Source organism: Streptomyces venezuelae (assembly GCF_008642315.1).
Taxonomy (GTDB): domain Bacteria; phylum Actinomycetota; class Actinomycetes; order Streptomycetales; family Streptomycetaceae; genus Streptomyces; species Streptomyces venezuelae_D.
The window spans coordinates 4,455,085-4,478,956 of sequence record NZ_CP029192.1 but is presented as its reverse complement, the minus strand read 5'-3'; the positions used below and the strand labels follow the sequence as shown (position 1 = coordinate 4,478,956).

Here is a 23,872-nt window from a genome sequence, read left to right as displayed (position 1 = left end):
TTTCCGGCTCCCGCCTTCCGCTTCGGGCTTCCCGCTTCCGGCTTCCCGCTTCCGGCTTCCCGCTTCCCGGCGTTCGGCTCCCGGCGTTCGGCTCCGGCCTCTCCCAAGTGTGTTCATGCAAGAAGACCCCCGGCCTGTGGTGGCCGGGGGTCTTCTGAAGTTCAGGTTCAGGGCGTGGACCCTGGGGTGGGCCCGGGGTTACGGCTCCGGGGCGAGGCCTGGCTCTTGTGCGGTGGCGTCAGTCTCGGCCTCGGTGTCCACCGTGGGCAGGTGCCGGCAGCTGGGGGACGAGCCATGGGCCTCGGCGCGGATGCGCTGCTTCATCGTCGGGGGCAAGGACCGTTCGTACGCGGCCGACCAGAGCGCCATCGTCGGTGTGGGTGCGCACACCGTGGCGTTGCGTGCGTTCGTGGTCTCCTGTACCGCCGTGGCGGCCGTGGCCGTCGTGGTGAGCCCCATGGCGGCGAAGAGCGCGAGGAACGCGGTGACGATCGTGGTCCAGAGCTTCATGGCCTTGTTGCCGGTCATTGCCCCTCATTTCGGGTTGGGCGATTTGCGTACTTTCCTCATGATGTGTATGCGGGGCCGAGAGTGGTGGACCGACGCTCGTGGCGCGTCGATGTTCAGATGAACACCACCCGGATGGCCCCAAGGGGGCCGAGAAGGGGGCAAAGCGGCGAAAGTCACAGTGGACGGGGGCGTCCGGCGGAGCTGCCGGGTCCGTTTCTACTGCTCTCCGCGGGGCGGGAGTTGAGGCCGAACCAGGTCACCGATCGATATCGCTCGGTGTGTATAGTCGGGCGCCAGAAGTCCCCTACGTCAAGGAAAGACGAGGTCGCGCGGTGAAGAAGCTTCTCCTGGTCGCACTGGCCGCCATCGGCGGGCTCCTCGTGTACCGCCAGATCCAGGCGGATCGCGCCGAGCAGGATCTGTGGACGGAGGCGACTGACTCCGTGCCCACGGGTTCGTGAGTACCGACACAGTCACTTCACAGGCCCCGGTCGCTTTTGCGGCCGGGGCTTAGTGCTGCCCGGGCGCGGGGTGCCCCGGGCGACCTTCCCTCTTGATTCGCTCTAGCGAACATCTTGCTTGCTTCTGTGAATTCTGAGGGTGATGCGGGTGGCGCGGTTGCGTCGGTGGCCTGTCTGTGGTGGTGTCCGCGCGGCTTCGGAGGGGCAGGACGGTCGGGATGGGTGGGACGGCTGGGTCCGGCGAGGGGTGGCGCGTGATGGGGCGGCGGCTGAACGGGTGCTGGGGGACGGCGAGCCGGGGCCGGAGCCTGTGGCCGGGCCTGGGGCGTTTCGCTCCAGCCGTTGCGGTGGCTGCCGCGCTGTGCACGCTTTTCCCCGCGCAAGCCACTGCCGCTGGAACCTCGGACCCTTCCTACGTCTTCGCAGAGGGAGCCGAGACCGTCGAGGGCACGGCGAGCAATGTCGAGGGACATCGGCTGACTCCCGGCAGGACGTACAGAAGCTCCCTCCCGCGCGTGGGACAGCGTTTTTACCGCCTGGAGCTGAAGGCGACGGAGAACGCGTACGTGTCGGCGACGGCCGTCCCGAAGGCCGACGCGCTGGTGTCCTACGCCGACGGGGTCGAGGTGTCCGTCCAGGACTCCGACGGCAACAACTGCAGTCCGCTGGATGCGGAGGAGGCGCGGTTCGGCTCTTCGGAGAGCCCGCGTCCGATCACCGCCACGGCTGCGCGGCGGGTCGGTCCCGGTGAGAAGAGCTGTACGGGCGCAGGTACGTATTACGTGCTCGTCGAGCGGACCAGATCCTCGGGGACGATTCGGTCGGCGACCGCGCGGGAGGACTGGGATCTGGAACTCCACGTGGCGTCAGAACCCGCGCTGCGGGCGGGCGGTGGGACGACGCCGCCAGGGGCGTGGGATTCCGCGTCCCCCGTGCCGCCCTCGGGGGAGCGCACGCCGCGCGAGGGCGGCACGAGCTTCAACGATGCGCGAGGACTGGAGAAAGGGGTCTGGGGGGCCGACATAAAGCCCGGCGAGACCCTCTTCTACCGCGTGCCGGTCGACTGGGGGCAGCAGCTCTCCGTCTCTGCGGAGCTCGGAAGCTCAAGCGGAAGCTCAAGCGGAAGTTCGAGCGGAAGTTCGAGCGGGGGTGGGGTCGGAACGGGGGCTACGGGGGCGACGGGGGCCGGGTCCGGCCGGGACAGGGGGTACGTCTCGTCCGCGTTGGTCACCTCGCTGCACAATCCGGTGCGCGCCCAGGTCGAGGACTCCGACACCGCGTACGACGGCAAGCAGAAGTCGTCGTCCCTGAAGCCGCTGCCACCGGTCGCGTACGAGAACCGTTTCGCCCTCACCGACGAGGTGACCGCGATGAGGTTCGCCGGCTGGTACTACGTGTCGGTCCATCTCAGCCCCGATGTCGCGGAGAAGTTCGGCGATGCGCCGCTGGACCTGACGCTGCGGGTGGACGTCGAGGGCTCGCCGCGGCCCGGGCCTGCCTATGCGGGCACGCCTCGGCCCGAGGACGACTTCGGGGTGTCCGAGCGGGACGCGGAGGCTGCGCAGCGGGGGGACACGGCGGCGGCCGGTACCGGTGACGGGGGAGGCGACGGCGGACGTGACGACAAGCTGATGGCGGTGATCGCCGTCGGCGGGATCGGGACCGGAGTGGTTCTGCTCGGCATCCTCGGAGTGTGGATGCTGATCGCGCGATGGAGGGCGGGGGCCGCTGCGCGGTTCTGACCGTCGCGGATCTGGTGAGTGGGCCCGGACGGCCGCGGATCTGGTGAGGGTGCCCGGACGGCCCGGACGGCCCGGACGGCTCGGACGACCCGGATCTCAGAGTTGCGTGAGTGCCCAGACGCCTATCGCGAGGCAGGCCAGCGCCACGAGCAGCATGGGGACCGCCACCTTCGCGGGCGGCCCGGGACGTCGCCGTGGGGCGGGGCGGGCCGAGGCGGCCGAGGCCTGGGCAGAGGCGTGAGGCGCCGCGTAGAGCTGTGGAACCGGGTGGTTCAGGGATGGAACCTGGGCGGCTTGAACGGTGTACGGATAGGTAGAGGCGGCAGCGACGGCGGGGGCGAGGGCCTGGCCGCGGCGGGCTGACGACGTCACGGCTTGCGCGGGGTCGTAGGTGGGGTCAGGTTCGCGTCTGGGGCCAGGGCCAGGGCCGGGTCCGGGTGCGGGTGCCCGCAGGGGTAGCGGAGTGGGGGGAGTGGACGGCTGGGGAGGTTGAGGAGGCTGCGGAGAAGGCGGCTGCACAGGTGGTTGCGTGGGCGGCTGCGCAGGCGGGGTGTGCAGGGACTGCGGGGCGTGACGGGGCTGCGGCGGTTGGGGAAGCGCGGGCTGTACGGGAGGGGGCAGCGGGAAACCCTCCGTGTGTGACGGCGCGGAGGTGGGCGGCCTGGGGGCAGGCGGGGGTTCCGTTGCTGGTGGCGGCAGGTGCGGAGGTGGGGGCGGTGTAGAGGGTGCGTCGGGAACCTCGGGTGGGGTGGTGGGGCGTGCGTGGCGCGGTGCGGAGCGCGGGCGCGAGTACGGGTGAGGAGTGGGGGTGAGGGAGCTGTTCGAGCTGGTCGCCTGACGGCTGGGGCCGGAGACGCTGGAGACACCAGTGATGCCGGAGACACCAGTGATGCCGGAGACGCCAGAGGCGCCGGTGACGCCAGAGGCGCCGGTGCCGTTGTGAGGGGCGTCGGGGCCGTTCGGGCCGAATCCGGCGGGCAGCGGGGCGAGTTGGTCGAAGATCTCGATGAGCTCGTCGTCCGGGACCGGCTCGGGCAGCATCTCCGCGGCCGAAGCGAGGGCCTTGCGCGCACCCGTGGCGGTACGGAAGCGCGTCTGGGGATCCGGTTGGAGAAGGGTGGCAATGACCTGCCAGAGGGGCTCGGGGATGCCCTGTGGGGCCCGTGGCGTGCCGCGCTCGGCAAAGTATTCGATCAGCGCCTTGGAGTCCGGCTTGGCGCCCTCCAGGAGGTACAGGGCGACCAGGCCGACGGCGAAGAGGTCGGCGGTGAAGTCCGGCTCGGCGCCCAGCATTTGTTCGGGCGCGAAATAGCCGGGCGTACCGACGACGTAGTCGGTCTCGGTCAGCCGGGGCTCGCCCTTGCGCATCGAGATGCCGAAGTCGGAGAGCCGCAGATGCGGGCGCCCCGCACCGGTGGCTTCCAGCAGGATATTGGCCGGTTTGATGTCACGGTGGACGACGCCTTCGGCGTGGACGGCCGCCAGGCCGGAGAGGAGCTGGTCGAGGAGGGTGCAGACGAAATGGGGCGGGAGCGGACCGTAGTCCCCGATCACGTGCGCCAGCGAGCCGCCGGCGACCAGGTCCATGGTGAACAGGACCTTGTCGTCGTCGGCGGCCCAGCTGGCGGGCGCGAGTACATGGGGGTGGTCGATCCGTAGTGCCTGCTCCCGGACGAACCGCAACAGCGCGTGTGCGTCGCTCTGTTGAAGGACCTTGGCGGCCACGTAACGGCGGCGTCTGTGGTCCCAGGAGCGCCAGACCGCCCCGACTCCCCCGTGTCCGATCGGGTCGACCAGTTCGTACCGGCCGGCGAAGACCTCACCCATGGTCGCGCTCCGCTCCCCCTCCGGGCCGTTCGCGGCCCGGTCGACGGCTCAGCTCTGGTGCGCCTCGTAGTGGGCGACCGCGTCCGCGGTGCGCCCGGCGCCGTACACCCGGAGGAACTCTGCCAGCTCCGGGTGGGTCGGGGCGAGGGAGTCAGCGGCATCGATGATGTCACCGGCTGCCGCGACGGACCGCAGCAGTGACTGGATCTCGCGCACCACGCGCTTGACCGTGGGTGCGCCCGAACTGGTCGCCGTCTGTGCGGTGTTGGTGAGGACGGAACCGCCCTGGGACTTCTTGATCTCGTCCATGCGGTCGGTGGCCTCGGCGGCGCTGACGCTGCCGTCCGCGACCTGGCCCGCCAGCTCCTGGAGGAGCTGTACGCGCTGGACGACCGCGGGATTGCCGATCTTGGCGCGCTGGCCGCTCATCAGCTGGGACAGCATGGGCGCGGACAGGCCGAGGACTCCGGCGAGGCGTGCCTGGTTCAGGCCCAGATCATCGATGAGGCGACGGAAGAGCGCCCCCAGCGGCTCCCCGTACCAATTCCGCTGGAGCTCTCGTGCTCTCGCGGTGGTGTCTTGTTGTGCGGCGTCCATTGCGTCTCCCCATCGCTTCCCCTAAGACCGCGGTTCGCTGCCGCGAACCACGTCGTGCATCTTACGGAGAGTGGTCGTGGACCGGGAGCCCCAATCCTTTTGCGGGATCCGGGGGGTGACCCGGTACTCTGGTCAGCGATGCACGTCGGGACGTGATTCTTCCGGTTCGGCGTACCGTCGCGGGGCCTTAGCTCAGTTGGTAGAGCGCTGTCTTTGCATGGCAGATGTCAGGGGTTCGACTCCCCTAGGCTCCACAAGCAAAATGCCCTCCGACCTGCGGAAACGCAGGACAATCGGAGGGCATTTCCCGTGCTCGGCGCTGGTCGCGTCACGCGGGATGGCCCGCGGTGATGTCGCCCGCGTCGTGCAGCGTCAGCGGTGAGCCGGCTTCGGCCGAGCCCGGGGCCGGGGCATGAGCGGCGATCGGGTCGAGCAGGAACGCGACGTGGTCGCCACCGTCGCACCGGTCGTGGATGCGGCCGACGAACCAGGTGAGGGAGTCGGACAGGACGAGGGCCCCCTCCGGCCCTACTTCCAGGGGCAGTCCGGAGAACTTGTCGGTCCGGTCGCTGCAGAGCGATCCGAAGCGCTCCGCCAGGTCGTGCCGGTCCTGGGGCAGCTGGTGTACGGCGAGAGTGGTCGCTCCCAGGGCCAGCCGGTAGGTGTGGTTGGCCTTGGAGAGCCAGACGGCGAACCGGACGGGCTCCAGTGAGCACTGGCTCGCGAAGCCGACCAGGCAGCCCGCGCGCTGTCCGTCCGCCGCGGCAGTGACGACGTACACGGACGAGTCCGCGAGCGAAGTGAAGGCCGCTATGCCCTTGGCCACGTCGTCTTCGTTGTCCACGTCGCGGGCCACGCTCCTACCGTCCCTCATCGCGTACGACGCGCACTGTCTCCAGCGAGCTGTCGGCCGCGTCCGGAAGGTTCATGCCGGCTCGTACGCCCGAACGCAGATAGGTCAGGACGGGCTCCGTGAGCCGCTCGCCGGGCAGGACGACGGGGATGCCCGGCGGGTACGGGGTGATCATCTCCGCGGCGATGCGTCCTGCCGCCTCCTCCACGGGTACGTCCTCGGGGCGGGCGAAGTAGGCGTCGCGCGGCAGGTCCGCCTGGGGCATCCGCAGGTCGCCGGGGCTCGGGACGTCGACCTGCGGGGCGTCGGCCAGTTCGTCGGCGTGCCTGGACAGATCGCGCAGCGCGTCGAGGAGGCGCGTGGCGGTGGCCTCGTCGTCGGCGTGGGTGAGCTGGGCGCTGATCCGGCGGTGGTCGAAGAGGTGCATGTCGATGTGGTGGTGTTCGCGCAGCCAGTCGGCGGCCGCGTACCCCGTGGTGCCGAGCGCGGAGAGGTCCATCACGAGGGGCAGCGGGTCGAGGTCGGCTGCCCGACCGGGGCCGCAGTAGTCGTCGGCGTCGTCGACGTGCAGCCCGTCGATGTCCTCGATCGCCGCACGGGTGCGGGCGGCCAGGTCCAGGGCGTCGCCGAGGAGCCGCTCGCCGTGCTGGACCATCTGGCGGCGCCAGCCGTCCAGTCCGGCATAGAGCAGGACGGAAGGGCTGGTGGTGCCGAGGAGGTCCGCGCGGGACGCGAGTACCGCGGGGTCGATCAGATCGCCCTGGAGGTGGAAGACCGAGCCCTGTTCGAGGCCGCTGCCCATCTTGTGGACGCTGGTCACGCAGATGTCGGCGCCCGCGTCCATCGCCCAGGTCGGCAGCTTGTCGTGGAAGGGCAGGTGCGCGCCCCAGGCCTCGTCGACGATCAGAGGCTTGTCCCGTCGGTGGCACACGTCCGCGATACGGCTGAGGTCGGCGGCCGAGCCGTACGGAGTGGGGCTCGTGACCAGCGCGCCGTCGGCGTCGGGGTGGGCGGCGAAGGCCTCCTCGAACGCATCGGCTGCAGGGGGATGGGCGATGTGGCGCTCGGGGTCCCAGGCGGGTTCCACCCAGACGGGCTCGACGCCTGAGAGGATCAGGCCTGCGATCACGGACTTGTGGGCGTCCCGCCCGACCAGCAGACGGCGGTGCGGCGCGGTCACCGTCAGCATGGCGGCCTTGACCGACAGAGAGCTGCCGCAGGTCGAGAAGAACGTGTGCTCGGCGTGGACGGCGTCGGCCATCAACCGTTGTGCGCGCTCCAGGACCTGATGGCGGCTCAGGCGATCGTCGAGCCCGCCCGTGGCGAGTACGTCGCCGAGGAACACCGCTTCGCCGAGCGCCTTCCTGACCCGGGGGTCGGCACCCCGCGCCTGCTTGTGGCCGGGCGGGGTGAACGCGAGCTCATCGGCCTTGTGGTAGCGCTCCAGCGCTTCCAGGACGGGCGCCTCGTCATGGTTCAAGCTTCGGTTCACAGCCATGCCAGGAGCAGTTCCCCTTCCTCCGTGCACCAACCAGCGGTCGCCGGAGACCACGGGGCGAGCGGTGTTTCACGTGAAACAACGCGGGGCGGGCGGACCACCCGGCCCCCCGCCCCACGGCGTCGTACGCGGCGTCAGCCCCGCTTGTCGCGTCAGCTCCGCTTGTCGCGGTCCTTCGCCTCTGCCTCGGCCTCCGCCTGCTTGGCCTGCACCTCGGGGTCGAGGGCGGCCTGGCCGCTGCCGTCGACCGAGGTCAGCGGGGTGCTGTCCGGCACCTCCGTGGCCGCGGGCGGCTCGACCAGCCAGTCGGGGTTGGCCTGCTTGTCCCACCACTTCCACGCGGCCACGGCGCCGCCGGCGAGAAGGCCGATGACGGCGAGCCGCTTGGCGAGGCGGCCCCTCTTGGCCCGGCGCTCGTGCTTGCGGGCCAGGCGCTGGATCTCCTTCGCCGAGACCTGACCGCGCAGCGCGGCGAGAGCCGCCGTGCCACGGGACGTGGCCTCCTCGCGGACGGGCTGCGCGGCGGCGACCGCGTGCTCGATGCGGGGCTTGGAGTAGTCGGCGGCCTGACGGGCGGCCTTGCGGGTACGGGCAGCGGCTTCGTGCGCGGCGTGGTCGACCTTCGGCGGCACGTGGGTGCGGGCCTGCTCGACACGGGGGGCGACGTGGGCGCTGTACTGCACGCGGGCCTGTTCGGCGGCCTGCTGGGCAGCAGAAGACACCTTGGGTGCGAGTCGTACGCGCGCTTCGTGGGCGTAGTGAGTGGCCCGGTCCTTGGCCGTGTCGGCGTAAGGTGCCACCGCGTCCGCGGCGTGACGCACGCTGTCCTTGGCCGAGCCGGTCGCGGCGCGCACGCTGTCGATGCGGGTCACGGGATCCTCCTCCTCGGTGGCGTATAGGTATGTCACCTTTCCACCCTTTCAGGGATCATGCCTTTCGGATCGCTCCGATGACATGCGAGGGCGGGCATCCGGGTCATGGAAGCTGACCCCGGCATCCTGAGTTCCTTTTTTTGAGCGTTTCACTCTCTGAACCAGGCAAAATCTCTGCAGCGGAGAACTCCCGGCCGACAATGCCACGGATCGATGCGGCGCGCGCCCAGTCGGTGGCTACTCGTCCCAATCCGGTCCGTGCGAGGATCGGGGGGTCACAGAAGACAACGGAAGGCAGATCGTGGCTGAGCAGCTTTACGCCACCCTGAAGACCAACCAGGGCGACATCGAGGTCCGGCTTCTGCCGAATCACGCGCCCAAGACGGTCAAGAACTTTGTTGAGCTCGCCCAGGGCGAGCGCGAGTGGGTTCACCCCGCGACCGGCAAGAAGACCTCGGACCGCCTGTACGACGGAACGGTCTTCCACCGGGTGATCAGCGGCTTCATGATCCAGGGCGGTGACCCGCTGGGCAACGGCACGGGTGGGCCGGGCTACGAGTTCGAGGACGAGTTCCACCCGGACCTCGCTTTCGACAAGCCCTACCTGCTGGCCATGGCCAACGCCGGTCCGGGCACCAACGGCTCGCAGTTCTTCGTGACTGTCTCGCCGACGGCGTGGCTGACCCGCAAGCACACGATCTTCGGCGAGGTCACCAACGACGCCAGCAAGAAGGTCGTGGACGCCATCGGTGGCACCCAGACCAACCCGCGCACCGACCGCCCGGTCAACGACGTGGTCATCGAGTCCGTGGTCATCGAGACCCGCGACGCCTGACCTGCGCGTACCCACGCGTACCGCGAGGGAACCAAACCGCCCCGCCCATCCGTAAGGAAGGGCGGGGCGGCGCGTTGCCACGTGTGCCGTCGCAGTGCCTTCGTACGGAGATTGAGGGGACCCCATGGACCAGGCGCCAGGCAGCCCGAAGGAGCCCCAGGGGGCGTCGGGTGTGCCCTCCTGCTACCGGCATCCGGACCGGGAGACCGGCATCACCTGCACGCGCTGCGAGCGCCCCATCTGCCCCGAATGCATGATCAGCGCCTCGGTCGGCTTCCAGTGCCCCGAGTGCGTCCGTGACGGATCGGGCACCGGCCACGCGCCGACGGCGAACCAGCCGCGCACGGTCGCGGGCGGCACGGTCGCCGCCGACCCGCGCCTGGTCACCAAGGTCCTGGTCGGGTTGAACCTCGCGCTGTTCCTTGTGCAGGAGACGGTGGGGTACAGCTTCACCGAACGGTTCTCTCTGCTGGGCCAAGCCATCGTCACGGACGGCTCGGTCGGAGGCGTCGCCGAGGGCCAGTGGTACCGCCTGGTGACGTCGATGTTCCTGCACAGCAGCTACATGCACATCGCGTTCAACATGCTCAGCCTGTGGTGGATCGGCGGCCCGCTGGAAGCCGCGCTCGGCCGCGTCCGCTACCTCGCGCTCTACGCCGTGTCGGGTCTCACCGGCAGCGCACTGACGTATCTCCTCGCAGAGCCGAACCAGCCCTCGGTCGGAGCGTCCGGCGCCATCTTCGGTCTGTTCGGTGCGACCGCCATCCTGATGCGGCGCCTGAACTACGACATGCGGCCGGTCATCGCGCTGCTCGCGATCAACATGGCGATCACCATTTTCTGGCCCAACATCGCGTGGCAGGCGCACGTGGGCGGGCTCGCCGGCGGTCTCATCGTCGGCTACGCGATGGTGCACGCGCCCCGCGAACGGCGGAACCTCATTCAGTACGGCAGCTGTGCGCTGGTGCTGCTCGCGACGGTGGTCATGGTCCTGGTGAGGACCGCCGAGCTCACCTGACGTATCGACGTTGTCCACAGCGTGTGCCGGATCTTGTGCATGCTGTGGGGAACAACCGTGCCCCCTGTCGCTGACCTGGGTTTCCCCAGGAAGGACAAGGGGCGAGCGGCGAACAGAGTTTCGGTCTACCAGTCACACCGGCGTCAACCGGGCGAAGGTTATCCACAGATCTTCAGACCTTTTCCCCATGTGGATAGCGCTGTGGATAACTCAGGGCAAGGCTTGCGTCAGCGCAGGGCATGCGCTCGACCGGGAGGCCTGCTTCCACGGGGTCGACCGGGGAGGTCTACTTCCACTGGGTGGAGACGCCGAACCCCGCGGCGATGAAGCCGAAGCCCACCACGATGTTCCAGTTGCCCAGCGGATCGATCGGCAGCTTGCCGTCCGTGACGTAGAAGACAACGATCCAGGCGAGGCCGATGAGGAACATCGCCAGCATCACCGGAGCCACCCAGCTGCGGTTGGTCAGCTTGATGTTCGTCGCCTTCTTCGCGGGCGGCGGCGTGTAGTCGTCTGCCTTCTTGCGGATACGTGACTTCGGCACGAGGGTCTCTCCTGTCGATGCGCTGCGTGGCCGCGCAGGTAACTGTTGTCTGGCGCCGGGCGGGACGTCACGGGGAGCTGAAGCCTCCCCCGGGCGTCCGTTAGCGTAGTGCTTCCGCGGCGTCGAAGGAGATAAGGGTACGTTGAGCAATTCTGCCGACTCCCACAAAGGTCCCGTTCGGCGCCCCCGATGGCGTCCGGTTCGGGTGCTTACGGGTGCTGTTTTCGCTCTCGCCGGGCTGATCTTCTTCACCAGTTTCAACACGGCCAAGGGCACCAACATTCGTACCGACGCCTCGCTGCTGAAACTCTCCGACCTCATTCAGGAGCGCAGCCACAAGAACGGCGCCCTCGACGAGTCCAACGGCAGCCTGCGCGACGACGTCGAGTCGCTCGCCCAGCGCGACGGCGGCGGCACCAAGGCGGACGACGCCCGGCTCGAGGCGCTCGAGGAGAACGCCGGCACCAAGAAGCTCAGCGGCAAGGCCGTCACGGTCACCCTCGCCGACGCCCCGCCCGACGCCACCGCCAAGCTCCCCGGCTACCCCGAGCCCCAGCCCAACGACCTGGTCATCCACCAGCAGGACCTCCAGGCCGTGGTGAACGCCCTGTGGAAGGGCGGAGCCAAAGGCATCAAGGTCATGGATCAGCGCCTGATCTCCACCAGCGCCGTGCGCTGCGTCGGCAACACCCTGATCCTCCAGGGCCGCGTCTACTCCCCGCCGTACAAGGTGACCGCGGTCGGTGACCCCGACAAGCTCAGGACCGCCCTCACGGCCTCTCCCGAGATCCAGAACTACATGCTCTACGTCAACGCGTACGGTCTTGGCTGGAAAGTGGACGACGACGGAGCGGTGACTCTTCCCGGCTACTCGGGCACAGTGGATCTCCACTACGCGAAGCCCGTGGAGTAGCCCGCGAGTAGCCGCACCTGGGGGGACCCGTGTCCGTGCGCGTGCTGGTCAGGACGTTCAGCGAACTGTGCATCACCGTCGGCACGCTGATCGTGCTCTTCGTCGCCTACGTCCTGTTCTGGACCGGCGTGAAGGCCGACAACGCCATGGACAGCGAGATCGACCAGTTGCAGGACCGGTGGGCGCAAGGAGCGGTCGCCTCGGGAACGTCCGCCGAGAGCTCCACGGACTCGCCGGACGAGCCCGCCCCCTACAAAGACGGCAAGGCCTTCGCGGTCATGTACATCCCGCGCTTTGGTTTCACGTGGAACAAGCCCGTGCTCCACGGCACCGGCACCGACGTCCTCAAGAAGGGCCTCGGCCACTACGCCTCCACCGCCCGCCTCGGCCAGAAGGGCAACTTCGCCGTGGCAGGCCACCGCCGCACCTACGGCGACCCGTTCAAGGACTTCCCGAAACTGCGCCCCGGCGACGCGGTGGTCCTCACCGACGGCGCGACCTGGTTCACGTACCGCATCGACAAGAAGCCCTACAAGACGCTCCCCGGCGACATCGACGTCATTGATCCCGTGCCGCGCAAATCCGGCTATGACGGCCCGGGCCGTTACCTCACCCTTACGACCTGTGAACCAGAGTGGGGCCACAGTCACCGGCTGATCGCCTGGGCACATCTGGACGCGACCCAGCCCGTGGAGGCCGGGAAACCGGAGGCACTGCGCCGTTAGTCTGGTGCGGTACGGCGAGGGAGGCCTGGCCGTACGCGACGGAAGGGACGGCATGTACGGCTGGATCTGGCGGCATCTGCCGGGAAACGCATGGGTGAGGGCACTGATTTCCCTGGTGCTCGTTCTCGCCATGGTCTACGTGCTGTTCCAGTACGTCTTCCCGTGGGCCGAGCCGCTGCTGCCCTTCAACGACGTCACGGTGGACGGCCAGTGAGCGCCGTCGGCGGCATGAGCCGCACCCGGACCCGCATTCTCGTCGTGGACAACTACGACAGCTTCGTCTTCAACCTCGTCCAGTACCTGTACCAGCTGGGTGCCGAGTGCGAGGTGCTGCGCAACGACGAGGTCGAGCTGCGGCACGCGCAGGACGGCTTCGACGGCGTGCTCCTCTCGCCGGGCCCCGGCACTCCGGAACAGGCGGGCGTCTGCGTCGAGATGGTGCGGCACTGCGCCGCGACCGGCGTGCCCGTCTTCGGTGTCTGCCTCGGCATGCAGTCCATGGCCGTGGCGTACGGCGGTGTGGTGGACCGTGCGCCCGAGCTCCTGCACGGCAAGACGTCGCTCGTCCGCCACGAGGGCAAGGGTGTCTTCGCCGGCCTGCCGTCCCCGTTCACGGCGACCCGCTACCACTCGCTCGCCGCAGAGCCCGCCACCGTCCCTGCCGACCTGGAGGTCACCGCGCGCACGGAGGACGGCATCATCATGGGCCTGCGCCACCGGGAACTCGCGGTCGAGGGCGTCCAGTTCCACCCGGAGTCGGTGCTGACCGAGCACGGTCACCTCATGCTGGCCAACTGGCTGGCGGAGTGCGGAGACACCGGCGCCGTCGCCCGGTCGAGCGGGCTCGCCCCGGTGGTGGGCAGGGCCACGGCGTGACCGCCCTGCGCCCCGAGCGCGACTCCTCCGGAGCCCCGTACGACGCGCATGACGCGTACGGGGAGGACGGTGCGTTCGAGGCGGCGGTCGATCACCTGGAGGACCCCCTGACGGATCCGCTGCCGGGGCAGCACCCCTCGCCGTGGTTCCGCAGCGGCGGTGGCAGCGGCAGCGCGGAGCCGGAGCAGCAGGCACCTGGCGGTCCGCAGGCGTCTGGCGGCCCGCAGACACCGCCCGGTCACCAGACACCGCCCGGTCATGAGACACCCGCTGAGCCGGAACAGGAGTGGTACGACCCCGAGGGGTACGACCGCGACTGGTACGGGGGTCAACAGCAAGAGCCACAGCACGCCCCCGAGCCCACGTACGAGCAGCTGTACGGCGCCTACGCCCCGGAACAGCCCGCCCCCGTCCTCGACGACGAGACCGTGGGCCTACGGACCTCCGACACCCGGCGAATAGCGGAACCATCCACCGAAGGCCGGGCCGCCCGCCGCAAGGCCGCCAAGAAGGGCGGCACGCGGCCCGCGGAGCCTCGCCCTGAGCCCCGCCCGGGCGCCGCCCCCCTGTCACGCGTCGAGGCCCGCCGCGCGGAGCGTGCCCGCAGGCCGTCTCCCGGCGCGGTGATCAGCCGAGGGCTGGGCGAAGTCTTCATCACGGTCGGCGTCCTGATGCTCCTCTTCGTCACGTACCAGCTCTGGTGGACGAACATCCGTGCCCAGCAGCAGGCCGACGGAGCCGCGCACGACCTCCAGGAGAGCTGGGCGAAGGGCAAGGGCAAACCCGGCAGCTTCGAGCCCGGACAGGGCTTCGCTCTCCTCCACATTCCACGCCTGGACGTCGTCGTGCCGGTCGCCGAGGGCATCGACAAGCAGAAGGTCCTCGACCGCGGCATGGTCGGCCACTACAACGAGGGCGCCACCAAGACCGCGATGCCGGAGGCCGAGAAGGGCAACTTCGCGGTCGCGGGCCACCGGAACACGCACGGCGAGCCGTTCCGGTACATCAACCGCCTGGAGCCGGGCGATCCGATCGTCGTGGAGACGCAGGACAAGTACTTCGTCTACAAGATGGCGAGCATCCTGCCGCAGACCGCGCCCAGCAACACGAGCGTGATCGGTCCCGTTCCGCCGGGTTCGGGCTTCACCAAACCCGGCCGGTACATCACACTGACCACCTGTACCCCGGAATTCACGAGTAAGTATCGAATGATCGTCTGGGGCAAGATGGTCGAGGAGCGACCGCGCGACAAGGGCAAACCGAGCGCGCTCGTGAACTAGAACGGTGAGAACGGGGCGGAACCAGTGGCAGCCACGACCGATGACGAGAAGCAGGACGAGGCGCCCGCGCCGGCCCCCGCCCCGCGGCGCCGCGCCCGCGGTCCCATCGCCACCGCGGTCAGCGTCTTCGGTGAACTCCTCATCACCGCGGGCCTCGTGCTCGGGCTCTTCGTCGTCTACTCCCTGTGGTGGACGAACGTCATAGCGGACCGCGAGGCGCACAAGCAGGGCGACCGCGTGCGCGACCACTGGGCGAGCGGCCCCGGCTCCATCGACACCAAGGACGGCATCGGCTTCCTGCACGTACCCGCGATGGGCAGCGGCGAGGTGCTGGTCAAGGCGGGCACCAGCAGCAAGATCCTCAACGACGGCGTGGCGGGTTACTACAAGGACCCGATCAAGTCGGCGCTGCCCGAGGACAAGGAAGGCAACTTCACGTTGGCCGCGCACCGCGACGGGCACGGCGCGAAGTTCCACAAGATCGACAAGATCGAGAAGGGCGACGCGATCGTCTACGAGTCGCGGGACAAGTGGTACGTCTACAAGGTGTACGCGACGCTGCCCGAGACCTCGAAGTTCAACGTGAAGGTCCTGAACCCCGTGCCCAAGGAATCGGGCGCGAAGAAGCCGGGCCGTTACATCACGCTGACGACCTGCACGCCCGTCTACACGTCCCGCTACCGGTACGTCGTGTGGGGCGAGCTGGAGCGCGTCGAGAAGGTCGACAGCAAGCGGACGCCCCCGGCGGAGCTGAAGTAGCCCGGACGATCCGAGGGACAACGCGCAGAGGCCCCGGTACCGCTCAGCGGTACCGGGGCCTCTGCGTGTGCGTCACGTACGGATCAAACGGTGATCAGTCCCACCAGGGGTTGTCCCGGTGACCGCCGCCGTTGTTGCCGTTGGTCAGACCGCCGACGATGCCGTTGCCGCCGTCACCGCCGCCGATGCCGTTGTCCCCGCCGCCGCCCGCGGTGGTCAGGTTGACCGCCGAGCCGGGCTTCGCCTTCTCGCCGGCGTTGGGCTGGGACAGGACCACGAGGGCGTCGTCGTCCTGCGGGCCCGTGATGGTGCCGACGCTGAGGCCCGCGTCCTCGATGGCCTTGCGCGCGTCCTTCAGCTTCTGGCCGGTGAGGGGCGGGACCGTGGCCTCTTCCTCCTCGGCCGCCTTGGCGACCTGGACGTTGACCGTGGAGCCGGGGTCGGCGGGCGTACCGGCCGCGGGCGTGGTCTTGATGACCTTGCCCTCCTCGACGTCCTCGCTGGCGACGTCCTGGCGGGACGGGGTGAAGCCGCTGTCCGTGATCCGCTTCGCGGCCGACTCGTAGTCGAGGCCCGCGACGTCCGGAACGGACTCCTGCTTCTTCTCCTTGGCGACGGTGAGCGTGATCGTCTCGCTCTTCTCCGCCTTGGAGTCGCCCGCGGGATCCTGACGGATGACCTTGCCGGGGGTCCGGTCGGACTCCTCGACCGCCTTCTTGATGTTGGTGAAGCCCTTGCCCTCGAGCTGGCTCTTGGCCTCCTCGTAGCTGAGACCCTGCACGTCCGGGACGGAGATCTTCGGGGTGCCCGTCGAGACGGTCACCGAGATGGTGTCGCCCTTCTTTATGTCGGCGTCCACCCCGGGATCCTGGCTGCAGACCTCGCCCTTCGGGAACTTGGCGCACGCCTTGCGCTCGCCGACCTCAAACTTCAGGCCGACGTTCGTGGCGGACCTCTTGGCCTCGTCCTCGGTCTCGCCGACGAGCTTCGGGGCCTTCATCGACCCGTCGCTCCCGCCGTCATCACCGAAGACGGACTTCCCGATGAGGATCGCGCCCACCAGGACCAGGATGCCGGCGAGGACGAGCAGCCACGTCGAGACGTTGCTCTTCTTCTGACGGCGGCCGCGGCCCTCGTCGTAGCCGTAGCCCCCGTCGTCCGGGTTGACCGGCGGGAGCATGGAGGTCTGGCCTCCGCCGTTCTGCGGGCGGAGCATGGCCGTCTGCTGGTCGTCGGAGTGGCCGCCGTAGCCGACCGCGCCCATGGCGGCGGTCGCCGCGACGGGCTGGCCGTCGAGGCAGGCCTCGATGTCGGCGCGCATCTCGTCGGCCGACTGGTAGCGGTAGTCCGGGTCCTTGGTGAGGGCCTTCAGGACGATGGCGTCCATCTCCGGCGTGATCTCGCCGTCGAAGACGCTCGGGGCCTGCGGCTCCTCACGTACGTGCTGATAGGCCACGGCGACCGGGGAGTCGCCCACGAAGGGCGGCCGGACGGTGAGCAGCTCGTAGAGGAGACAGCCGGTGGAGTAGAGGTCGGAGCGTGCGTCGACCTGCTCGCCCTTGGCCTGCTCGGGCGAGAGGTACTGCGCCGTGCCGATGACCGCGGCGGTCTGCGTCATCGTCATGCCGGACTCGCCCATGGCGCGGGCGATGCCGAAGTCCATGACCTTGACCTGGCCGTTGCGCGTCAGCATGACGTTCGCCGGCTTGATGTCGCGGTGGACGATGCCGTTGCGGTGCGAGTACTCCAGGGCCTGGAGGATGCCGATCGTCATCTCCATGGCCCGCTCGGGCAGCAGCTTGCGGCCGGAGTGCAGGAGCTCACGCAGCGTGGAGCCGTCGACGTACTCCATGACGATGTACGGGATCGAGACCCCGTCCACGTAGTCCTCGCCGGTGTCGTAGACCGCGACGATCGCCGGGTGGTTCAGCGAGGCGGCCGACTGGGCCTCCCGGCGGAACCGGGCCTGGAAGGACGGGTCGCGCGCGAGGTCCACCCGCAGCGTCTTCACCGCCACGGTGCGGCCGAGCCGAGTGTCGTGCGCGAGGTACACCTCGGCCATGCCACCACGGCCGAGCACCTGGCCCAGCTCGTACCGGCCGCCGAGGCGACGCGGCTCTTCCATAGCTAATCCAGCCCTCTCCGTCGGTCCCGACCGCACCTTTGTGTGGTCCGGCGGTGTGCTGTCCGGGCATACGGTACCCGGCTCCACTTGCGTGACCCGGCCGCGACCGTCACCCGATACCGGACCGGTACCGCAACGTGCACCGATGTGGAGGGGCCGTGACGGGGGTCACTTCTTGCTGTCGATGACTGCCTTCATCACGTTCTTGGCGATCGGCGCGGCGAGGCCACCGCCGGAGATGTCCTGACGGCTGGCGTCGCTGTCCTCGACCACTACGGCGACGGCGACCGGCGAGCCGGAGTCCGTCTTCGCGTACGAGATGAACCAGGCGTACGGGTTCTTGCTGTTCGCGACGCCGTGCTGCGCCGTACCCGTCTTGCCGCCGACAGTGACGCCGGGGATCTGCGCCATGGTTCCGGTGCCGGACTTGACGACCGTCTCCATCATTTCCTGGAGCTTCTGCGCGTTCTCCTTGGAGAGCGGCTCGCTCATCTCCTTCGGCGAGTGCTTCTCGACCACGTCGAGGTTGCGCGCCTGCAGCTCGCTGACCATGTACGGCTCCATGAGGGTGCCGTCGTTGGCGATCGCGGAGGCGACCATGGCCATCTGCAGCGGGGTCGCGGCGGTCTCGAACTGACCGATGGAGGACAGCGCGGTCTGCGGCCTGTCCATGTCCTCGGGGAAGTTGGAGGCGTTGGAGCGGACCGGGATGAACTGCTGCTTGTTGAAGCCGAACTTCTTCGCCGTCTCCAGCATCTTGTCCTTGCCGAGATCGGAGCCGATCTTGCCGAAGACGGTGTTGCAGGAGACCCGCAGCGCCTCACGCATCGTGGCGTTCTTGCAGGGGATGTTGCCCTCGTTCTTCAGCGGCTGCGTGGTGTCCGGCATCGTCCACGGCAGCGGGGAGTCCGTCTTCTCGTCGATGCCGTCGTACAGGTTGTGCTCAAGGGCCGCCGCCGCCGTGACCACCTTGAAGGTGGAGCCGGGCGGATAGGTCTCGCGCAGCGCGCGATTGACCATCGGCTTGTCCTTGCTCTTGTCGAGCTTCAGGTACTTCTCGGCTTCCGCGCTCGTGTTGCCGGCGAAGTCACCCGGGTCGTACGACGGTGTGGAGGCCATGGCCAGGATGGCGCCGGTGGACGGGTCGATCGCGGCGACGGCACCCTTGCCGCGGCCCTTCAGGCCCTCGTACGCGGCCTTCTGCGCGGCGGAGTTGAGGGTCGTGACGACATTGCCGCCCTCCTTCTTCTCACCCGTCAGCATGTCGAGGGTGCGGCGGAAGAAGAGCCGGTCGTCGTTGCCGGTGAGGATGCCGTCGTCGATGCTCTCCAGCTGGGTGGCGCCCATGCGCTGCGAGGAGTACCCGGTGACGGGGGCCCACATGGGCCCGTCCTTCCAGGTGCGCTTGTACTTGAGGTCGTTGCCCGGAGTGGCCTTCGAGCCGGTGATGGGCTTGCCGTCGACGATGATGTCGCCGCGCGGCTGGGAGTAGCGCTCGATGGTGACGCGGCGGTTCTTGTCGTCCTTGGCCAGGGTGTCGGCCTGGACGTACTGGAGCCAGTTGTCCCGGGCGAGCAGCGCGAGGATGAGCAGCCCGCAGAAGATCGCGATCCGGCGCAGGGGCTTGTTCACGGTCGGACCACCTGCGTCATTTCGGCGTCGGGGTTGGGGGCTGGGGAGGGAGCGGGTCGGCGCGCGGTGTCGCTGATCCGGATCAGGATGCCGATCAGGGCCCAGTTGGCGATGACGGAGGAACCGCCGTACGCCAGGAAGGGCATCGTCATACCGGTCAGGGGGATGAGGCCCATGACGCCGCCGGCGACGACGAAGACCTGGATGGCGAAGGCACCGGAGAGGCCGATCGCGAGGAGCTTGCCGAACGGGTCGCGGGCGGCGAGCGCCGTGCGGACGCCGCGCTCGACGATCAGCCCGTAGATGAGCAGGATCGCCATGATGCCGGCGAGCCCGAGCTCCTCGCCGAAGGTGGCGAGGATGAAGTCGGAGTTGGCGGCGAACTTGATCAGGTCCGAGTTGCCCTGGCCGAGTCCGGTGCCGAGGGTGCCGCCGGAGCCGAAGGCCCACAGGGCCTGCATGGCCTGCTCGGAGTGGAGGACACCGTCCTGTACACCGGCCTGGCTGAGGTTGTACTCGCGCATCGGGTCGAGCCATGCCTGCACACGCGTCTGGATGTGAGGTTCGAAGCTCGCGACGGCGACGGCGCCGACCGCGGACATCAGGAGACCGAAGACGATCCAGCTGGTGCGCTCCGTGGCGACGTACAGCATGACGACGAACATGCCGAAGAACAGCAGTGACGTACCGAGGTCGGTCTCGAAGACGAGGATCAGGATCGACATCGCCCAGACGACGATGATCGGGCCGAGGTCGCGCCCACGCGGCAGGTACAGGCCCATGAAGCGACGGCTGGCCAGGGCGAGGGCATCGCGCTTCACCATCAGGTAACCGGCGAAGAAGATCGCGATGACGATCTTCGCGAACTCACCGGGCTGGATGGAGAAGCCGCCGATGTGGATCCAGATCTTCGCGCCGAACACGTTCATGCCGAGGCCCGGCACGAGGGGCAGGAGCAGCAGGACCAGGGCACCGACCATGGAGATGTACGTGTAGCGCTGCAAGACGCGGTGGTCCTTGAGGAGCAGCAGCACACCCACGAACAGGGCGATGCCGATCGCGGAGTACATGAGCTGGTTCGGCGCCGCGGCGCTGAAGTTCGGCAGCTGCTGGAGCCGCTCGGACTGGTCGAGCCGCCAGATCAGCACCAGACCCAGGCCGTTCAGCAGGGTGGCCAGCGGCAGCAGCAGCGGGTCCGCGTACGCCGCGAACTTGCGGACGACCAGGTGGCCCACCGCCGCGAGGAGCCCGAGGCCCGCTCCGTAGCCGAGCATGCCGGACGGCACCTTGCCGTCGAGCGCGAGGCCCACGTTCATGTAGGCGAACAGCGGAATGACGACGGCGAACACGAGCAGCGCGAGCTCGGTGTTGCGCCTGCTCGGCGCCCCGATCGCGCCGATCGTCGACGTGTGTGTAGTACTACTGCTCATGGCGTGCAGAGGCCCCCAACGGCTGCTTACTGCTTACCGCACAGCGGGACCAGCTTCTGCTCATCCTCGGAGAGGCTGGGGCCGGGTGTGGGAGTCGGTGCGGTCTTGGACTTGTTCTTGTCGGTCGGGTTGTTCTTGTCGTTCTTGTCGGTCCTGGCGTCGCCGCCGGGCGACGTCGGGTCCGGGTCCGGCGCCTTGCGCTGTCCGGTGGTGCCGCCCGCTTCGCCCTCACCGGTCTTGGCGTTGTTCTCGCGCTCGACCTCGCGACGCTCGGCGTCCTTCTTGCACGCGGTGGCCTGCAGGCTCAGCTCGTCGATCTTGCTCTTGGCCTCGTCGAGGCTGTCCTCGACGATGTTGGCCTCGACCTGCTTGCGCTGGTACGGCGGCAGGTACTTGAGTTCGACCTCGGGGTGATCCTTCTCGACCTTCGAAAGGCTGACCCACGCGAGGTCCTGGTCGATACCGCGGTACAGGGCTACGTGCTTGTCCTTCGTGCCCACGTAGTACTGAGTCTGGGTCCAGCGGTACCCGCCGTAGAGACCGCCGCCGATGACGGCGAGAGCGAGCACTCCGTAGAGGGATCTCTTGAGCCACTTGCGGCCGCCGCCGGGCTTCTCGAAATCCTCGTCGTCGTACGCCCCGAAGCTGCCCTCGGGGACATATCCCGTGGTGTCTCCGCTGCCGGGCGGGCCGAAGCCGCCCCCTCCCTGGGGGGCCTGCGGCGGCACCGGACGGCCGAGGCCGGACGCACGGCCCGCGGGGGTCTGCATCGCGCCGTCGTCCTGCGACTGGAGCTGGTTCTCGGCGACCGCGCCGACGACCACGGGGGTGTCGGACAGCTGGCCCGCCAGGGTGTCGCCGCTGTCGATGTCCAGGACGTCGGCGACGATCACGGTGATGTTGTCGGGGCCGCCGCCGCGCAGCGCGAGCTGGATGAGCTCCTGCACGGTCTCCTGGGGGCCCTGGTAGGACGCGAGGGCGTCCTCCATGGTCTGGTGGGACACGACTCCGGAGAGGCCGTCCGAGCAGATCAAGTACCGGTCGCCGGCGCGCACTTCGCGGATCGACAGATCGGGTTCCACGTGGTCGCCGCTGCCCAGCGCGCGCATGAGGAGCGACCTCTGCGGGTGGGTGGTGGCCTCTTCCTCGGTGATGCGGCCCTCGTCGACGAGGCGCTGCACCCAGGTGTGGTCCTGCGTGATCTGCGTGAGGACGCCGTCCCGCAGGAGGTACGCGCGCGAGTCGCCGACGTGCACGAGGCCGAGGCGCTGACCCGTCCACAGGAGGGCGGTCAGGGTGGTCCCCATGCCCTCGAGCTGGGGGTCCTCCTCGACCATCATGCGCAGCTGGTCGTTGGCCCGTTGCACGGCGGTGCCCAGCGACGTGAGGATGTCCGAACCCGGGACGTCGTCGTCGAGCGTGACGAGCGTCGAGATGACCTCGGAGCTCGCCACCTCACCCGCGGCCTGGCCCCCCATGCCGTCGGCGATCGCGAGGAGACGCGGGCCGGCGTAACCGGAGTCCTCGTTCCCCTCCCGGATCATGCCCTTGTGCGATCCGGCGGCGAAGCGCAAAGACAGACTCATGCGCACCTCGCCCGTCGGCTCCGGGTACATCCGCACGGTGCCCACCCTCCGGTCGGGAGCGCGCCGGCGTCCAGTGCCTGGACAGCCGTTTCGGCTCGCTCGCTCCGCTCGCGCTCTGTCATGACGTAGTACTACTTCCGCAGCTCGATGACGGTCTTGCCGATGCGGATCGCCGTGCCCAGCGGAATGGGCGTCGGGCTGGTGAGTCGGGTCCGGTCGAGATACGTGCCGTTGGTGGACCCGAGATCCTCGACGATCCACTGGCCGTCACGGTCCGGGTAGATCCTGGCATGCCTGCTGGAGGCGTAGTCGTCGTCCAGCACGATCGTGGAGTCGTGCGCACGGCCCAGCGTGATGGTCTGGCCCTGCAGGGCGACCGTCGTCCCGGCGAGGATGCCCTCGGAGACGACCAGCTTTGTGGGGGCGCCGCGCCGCGAGCGGCCGCCGCCCTGCTGTTGGCGCTGCTGCGGAGGCGCGGCCTGCTGCTGGCGAGCGGCCTGCTGGGGCCGCTCGCGCCGGGAACCGCGCTGTGTGACGCGCGTTCCGAACAGGTCGCTGCGAATGACCTGGACGGCCACGATCACGAACAGCCACAGAACGGCCAGGAAACCTAGCCGCATGACCGTCAGGGTCAGCTCTGACATTGCCCCCGCTTCACCCTTCGGCTTGCCGGTAAACGATGGTGGTTTGGCCCACGACGATCCGCGAGCCGTCGCGGAGCGTAGCGCGGGTGGTGTGCTGCCCGTCTACCACGATGCCGTTGGTAGACCCGAGATCCTGGATCGTCGAGGGCGTTCCGGTCCGGATCTCACAGTGCCGACGGGATACGCCGGGGTCGTCGATCCGCACATCGGCGTCGGTGCTGCGACCCAGCACCAGCGTCGGGCGGGAGATCTGATGTCGATTGCCGTTGATCTCGATCCAGCGCCGCACCTGGGCGCCCGGAAGTGGTCCGGCACCGGGGCCCGAGGGCCTGTTCGGAGCCGGGGACTGCCCGCCGGAGCGGCCCGCGCCGGGCGGCGGCGCGGCGGGCATGGGAGGTGCGCCTCCGGGAGCGCCGGACGGCGGCTGCGGATAGCCTCCCGCGGCCCCTCCGCCGCCGCCCGCGCCGCGGCCGGGGGCCGCCGTGGGGCCGCCGGGGCCCGCGGGGGCGCGCTCGGGCGCCTGGGAGCTGCTGGAGGCGAGGGTGCGGCTGCGCACGCGGTACAGGCCGGTGTCGAGGTCCTCGGCCTTCTCCAGGTGGACCTTGATGGGGCCCATGAAGCTGTACCGCTGCTGCTTCGCGTAGTCACGCACCATGCCGGAGAGCTCGTCGCCCAGCTGGCCCGAGTACGGACTCAGTCTTTCGAAGTCGGGGGCGCTCAGCTCGACGATGAAGTCGTTCGGGACGACGGTCCGCTCGCGGTTCCAGATCGTCGCGTTGTTGTCGCACTCCCGCTGGAGCGCGCCGGCGATCTCGACGGGCTGGACCTCGGACTTGAACACCTTGGCGAAGGTGCCGTTGACCAGACCTTCGAGTCGCTGCTCGAACTTCTTCAGGACTCCCATGGGGCACCTCCTCCGTCGTAGTCATCCTGGTACTGCTTACTGATCGTATCCACGCGCCGGGAAATCGGCTGGTTCCCCCTGTCCGCCCAGTCGACGAGTGTCGCCTCTCACAAGACATGCCCGCGCCGGCGTCCAAGGACCCTCCGGGACCCCTGATCAAGCCCTGATTCCGGCCCCGGAACCCCTTACGGGCAGCTGCTCGGGACGTCTGCTCGAGCCTCCTTTTACAAGGGATCGTAGA

Annotated in this window: 22 protein-coding genes and 1 tRNA gene; 10 read left to right on the top strand and 13 right to left on the bottom strand. The window is 69.0% G+C overall.

Features of this window, described 5'->3' with window-relative positions:
• Positions 1-198: 198 nt before the first annotated feature.
• Complete coding sequence (locus DEJ48_RS19410) at positions 199-528, bottom strand: DUF6344 domain-containing protein (protein ID WP_150217411.1); 330 nt, start codon at positions 526-528, stop codon at positions 199-201.
• Positions 529-842: 314 nt separating this feature from the next.
• Between DEJ48_RS19410 and DEJ48_RS19405 the strand changes: the two genes are divergently transcribed.
• Positions 843-971: a DLW-39 family protein gene (locus DEJ48_RS19405; RefSeq protein WP_003999697.1), complete on the top strand. Its 129-nt coding sequence runs from the start codon at positions 843-845 to the stop codon at positions 969-971.
• 515 nt (positions 972-1,486) lie between these two features.
• Positions 1,487-2,713 carry a hypothetical protein gene (locus DEJ48_RS19400; RefSeq protein ID WP_223832104.1) on the top strand — a complete coding sequence of 409 codons (1,227 nt, stop codon included), beginning with the start codon at positions 1,487-1,489 and terminating at the stop codon, positions 2,711-2,713.
• 96 nt (positions 2,714-2,809) lie between these two features.
• On the opposite strand, the gene DEJ48_RS19395 is transcribed toward DEJ48_RS19400, so the two are convergent.
• Together DEJ48_RS19395 and DEJ48_RS19390 are read right to left on the bottom strand one after the other, a co-directional pair.
• Positions 2,810-4,540, bottom strand: coding sequence for a serine/threonine-protein kinase (locus DEJ48_RS19395; RefSeq protein ID WP_150217409.1), 1,731 nt, complete (start codon positions 4,538-4,540; stop codon positions 2,810-2,812).
• Positions 4,541-4,588: 48 nt separating this feature from the next.
• Positions 4,589-5,137 carry a helix-turn-helix domain-containing protein gene (locus DEJ48_RS19390; RefSeq protein WP_055527494.1) on the bottom strand — a complete coding sequence of 183 codons (549 nt, stop codon included), beginning with the start codon at positions 5,135-5,137 and terminating at the stop codon, positions 4,589-4,591.
• Positions 5,138-5,318: 181 nt separating this feature from the next.
• Between DEJ48_RS19390 and DEJ48_RS19385 the strand changes: the two genes are divergently transcribed.
• Positions 5,319-5,391 (top strand) — tRNA-Ala (locus DEJ48_RS19385).
• Between the two features lie 74 nt (positions 5,392-5,465).
• Here the strand turns inward: DEJ48_RS19385 and DEJ48_RS19380 are convergent.
• The 3 genes from DEJ48_RS19380 to DEJ48_RS19370 all read right to left on the bottom strand — a co-directional run bounded on the left by DEJ48_RS19380 (position 5,466) and on the right by DEJ48_RS19370 (position 8,360).
• Positions 5,466-5,993, bottom strand: coding sequence for a flavin reductase family protein (locus tag DEJ48_RS19380; RefSeq protein ID WP_223832103.1), 528 nt, complete (start codon positions 5,991-5,993; stop codon positions 5,466-5,468).
• Positions 5,994-5,997: 4 nt separating this feature from the next.
• Complete coding sequence (locus DEJ48_RS19375) at positions 5,998-7,488, bottom strand: aminotransferase class I/II-fold pyridoxal phosphate-dependent enzyme (RefSeq protein ID WP_150217407.1); 1,491 nt, start codon at positions 7,486-7,488, stop codon at positions 5,998-6,000.
• Between the two features lie 152 nt (positions 7,489-7,640).
• Positions 7,641-8,360 (bottom strand): DUF5324 family protein, encoded by a 720-nt coding sequence (locus DEJ48_RS19370; RefSeq protein ID WP_150217406.1) that lies wholly within the window; start codon positions 8,358-8,360, stop codon positions 7,641-7,643.
• A 301-nt stretch (positions 8,361-8,661) separates the two neighbouring features.
• Here DEJ48_RS19370 and DEJ48_RS19365 point away from each other — a divergent pair, with 301 nt between their 5' ends.
• Together DEJ48_RS19365 and DEJ48_RS19360 are read left to right on the top strand one after the other, a co-directional pair.
• The gene (locus DEJ48_RS19365; protein ID WP_150217405.1) at positions 8,662-9,195 is read left to right on the top strand and encodes a peptidylprolyl isomerase; all 534 of its coding nucleotides are present in this window, start codon (positions 8,662-8,664) and stop codon (positions 9,193-9,195) included.
• A 124-nt stretch (positions 9,196-9,319) separates the two neighbouring features.
• Complete coding sequence (locus DEJ48_RS19360; protein WP_150217404.1) at positions 9,320-10,213, top strand: rhomboid family intramembrane serine protease; 894 nt, start codon at positions 9,320-9,322, stop codon at positions 10,211-10,213.
• 286 nt (positions 10,214-10,499) lie between these two features.
• On the opposite strand, the gene crgA is transcribed toward DEJ48_RS19360, so the two are convergent.
• Positions 10,500-10,757, bottom strand: a complete 258-nt coding sequence (gene crgA, locus DEJ48_RS19355; protein ID WP_055563960.1) for a cell division protein CrgA — start codon at positions 10,755-10,757, stop codon at positions 10,500-10,502.
• A gap of 142 nt (positions 10,758-10,899) precedes the next feature.
• Here crgA and DEJ48_RS19350 point away from each other — a divergent pair, with 142 nt between their 5' ends.
• From DEJ48_RS19350 to DEJ48_RS19325, 5 genes are all read left to right on the top strand, one after another.
• Positions 10,900-11,670: a DUF881 domain-containing protein gene (locus DEJ48_RS19350; RefSeq protein ID WP_150217403.1), complete on the top strand. Its 771-nt coding sequence runs from the start codon at positions 10,900-10,902 to the stop codon at positions 11,668-11,670.
• 35 nt (positions 11,671-11,705) lie between these two features.
• Entirely contained in the window at positions 11,706-12,395 is a 690-nt protein-coding gene (locus DEJ48_RS19345; RefSeq protein ID WP_150221267.1) for a class E sortase, read from the top strand.
• 228 nt (positions 12,396-12,623) lie between these two features.
• Entirely contained in the window at positions 12,624-13,271 is a 648-nt protein-coding gene (locus tag DEJ48_RS19335) for an aminodeoxychorismate/anthranilate synthase component II (RefSeq protein ID WP_150217402.1), read from the top strand.
• Positions 13,268-14,551, top strand: coding sequence for a class E sortase (locus DEJ48_RS19330; RefSeq protein ID WP_150217401.1), 1,284 nt, complete (start codon positions 13,268-13,270; stop codon positions 14,549-14,551). Before DEJ48_RS19335 ends, DEJ48_RS19330 begins: the two co-directional genes overlap by 4 nt.
• 24 nt (positions 14,552-14,575) lie before the next feature.
• Positions 14,576-15,310 (top strand): class E sortase, encoded by a 735-nt coding sequence (locus tag DEJ48_RS19325; RefSeq protein WP_150217400.1) that lies wholly within the window; start codon positions 14,576-14,578, stop codon positions 15,308-15,310.
• A gap of 94 nt (positions 15,311-15,404) precedes the next feature.
• On the opposite strand, the gene pknB is transcribed toward DEJ48_RS19325, so the two are convergent.
• From pknB to DEJ48_RS19290, 6 genes are all read right to left on the bottom strand, one after another.
• On the bottom strand, positions 15,405-17,435 hold the full coding sequence (pknB, locus tag DEJ48_RS19320; RefSeq protein ID WP_150217399.1) for a Stk1 family PASTA domain-containing Ser/Thr kinase: 2,031 nt from the start codon (positions 17,433-17,435) through the stop codon (positions 15,405-15,407).
• Positions 17,436-17,603: 168 nt separating this feature from the next.
• Positions 17,604-19,067 carry a peptidoglycan D,D-transpeptidase FtsI family protein gene (locus DEJ48_RS19310; protein WP_150217398.1) on the bottom strand — a complete coding sequence of 488 codons (1,464 nt, stop codon included), beginning with the start codon at positions 19,065-19,067 and terminating at the stop codon, positions 17,604-17,606.
• Positions 19,064-20,497, bottom strand: coding sequence for an FtsW/RodA/SpoVE family cell cycle protein (locus DEJ48_RS19305; RefSeq protein ID WP_150217397.1), 1,434 nt, complete (start codon positions 20,495-20,497; stop codon positions 19,064-19,066). The genes DEJ48_RS19310 and DEJ48_RS19305 overlap by 4 nt, the downstream gene beginning before the upstream one ends.
• Before the next feature lie 26 nt (positions 20,498-20,523).
• Positions 20,524-22,083, bottom strand: coding sequence for a Stp1/IreP family PP2C-type Ser/Thr phosphatase (locus DEJ48_RS19300; RefSeq protein WP_223832102.1), 1,560 nt, complete (start codon positions 22,081-22,083; stop codon positions 20,524-20,526).
• Positions 22,084-22,214: 131 nt separating this feature from the next.
• Complete coding sequence (locus DEJ48_RS19295) at positions 22,215-22,727, bottom strand: FHA domain-containing protein (RefSeq protein ID WP_150217395.1); 513 nt, start codon at positions 22,725-22,727, stop codon at positions 22,215-22,217.
• A gap of 10 nt (positions 22,728-22,737) precedes the next feature.
• The gene (locus DEJ48_RS19290; protein WP_150217394.1) at positions 22,738-23,631 is read right to left on the bottom strand and encodes an FhaA domain-containing protein; all 894 of its coding nucleotides are present in this window, start codon (positions 23,629-23,631) and stop codon (positions 22,738-22,740) included.
• Positions 23,632-23,872 lie beyond the last annotated feature (241 nt).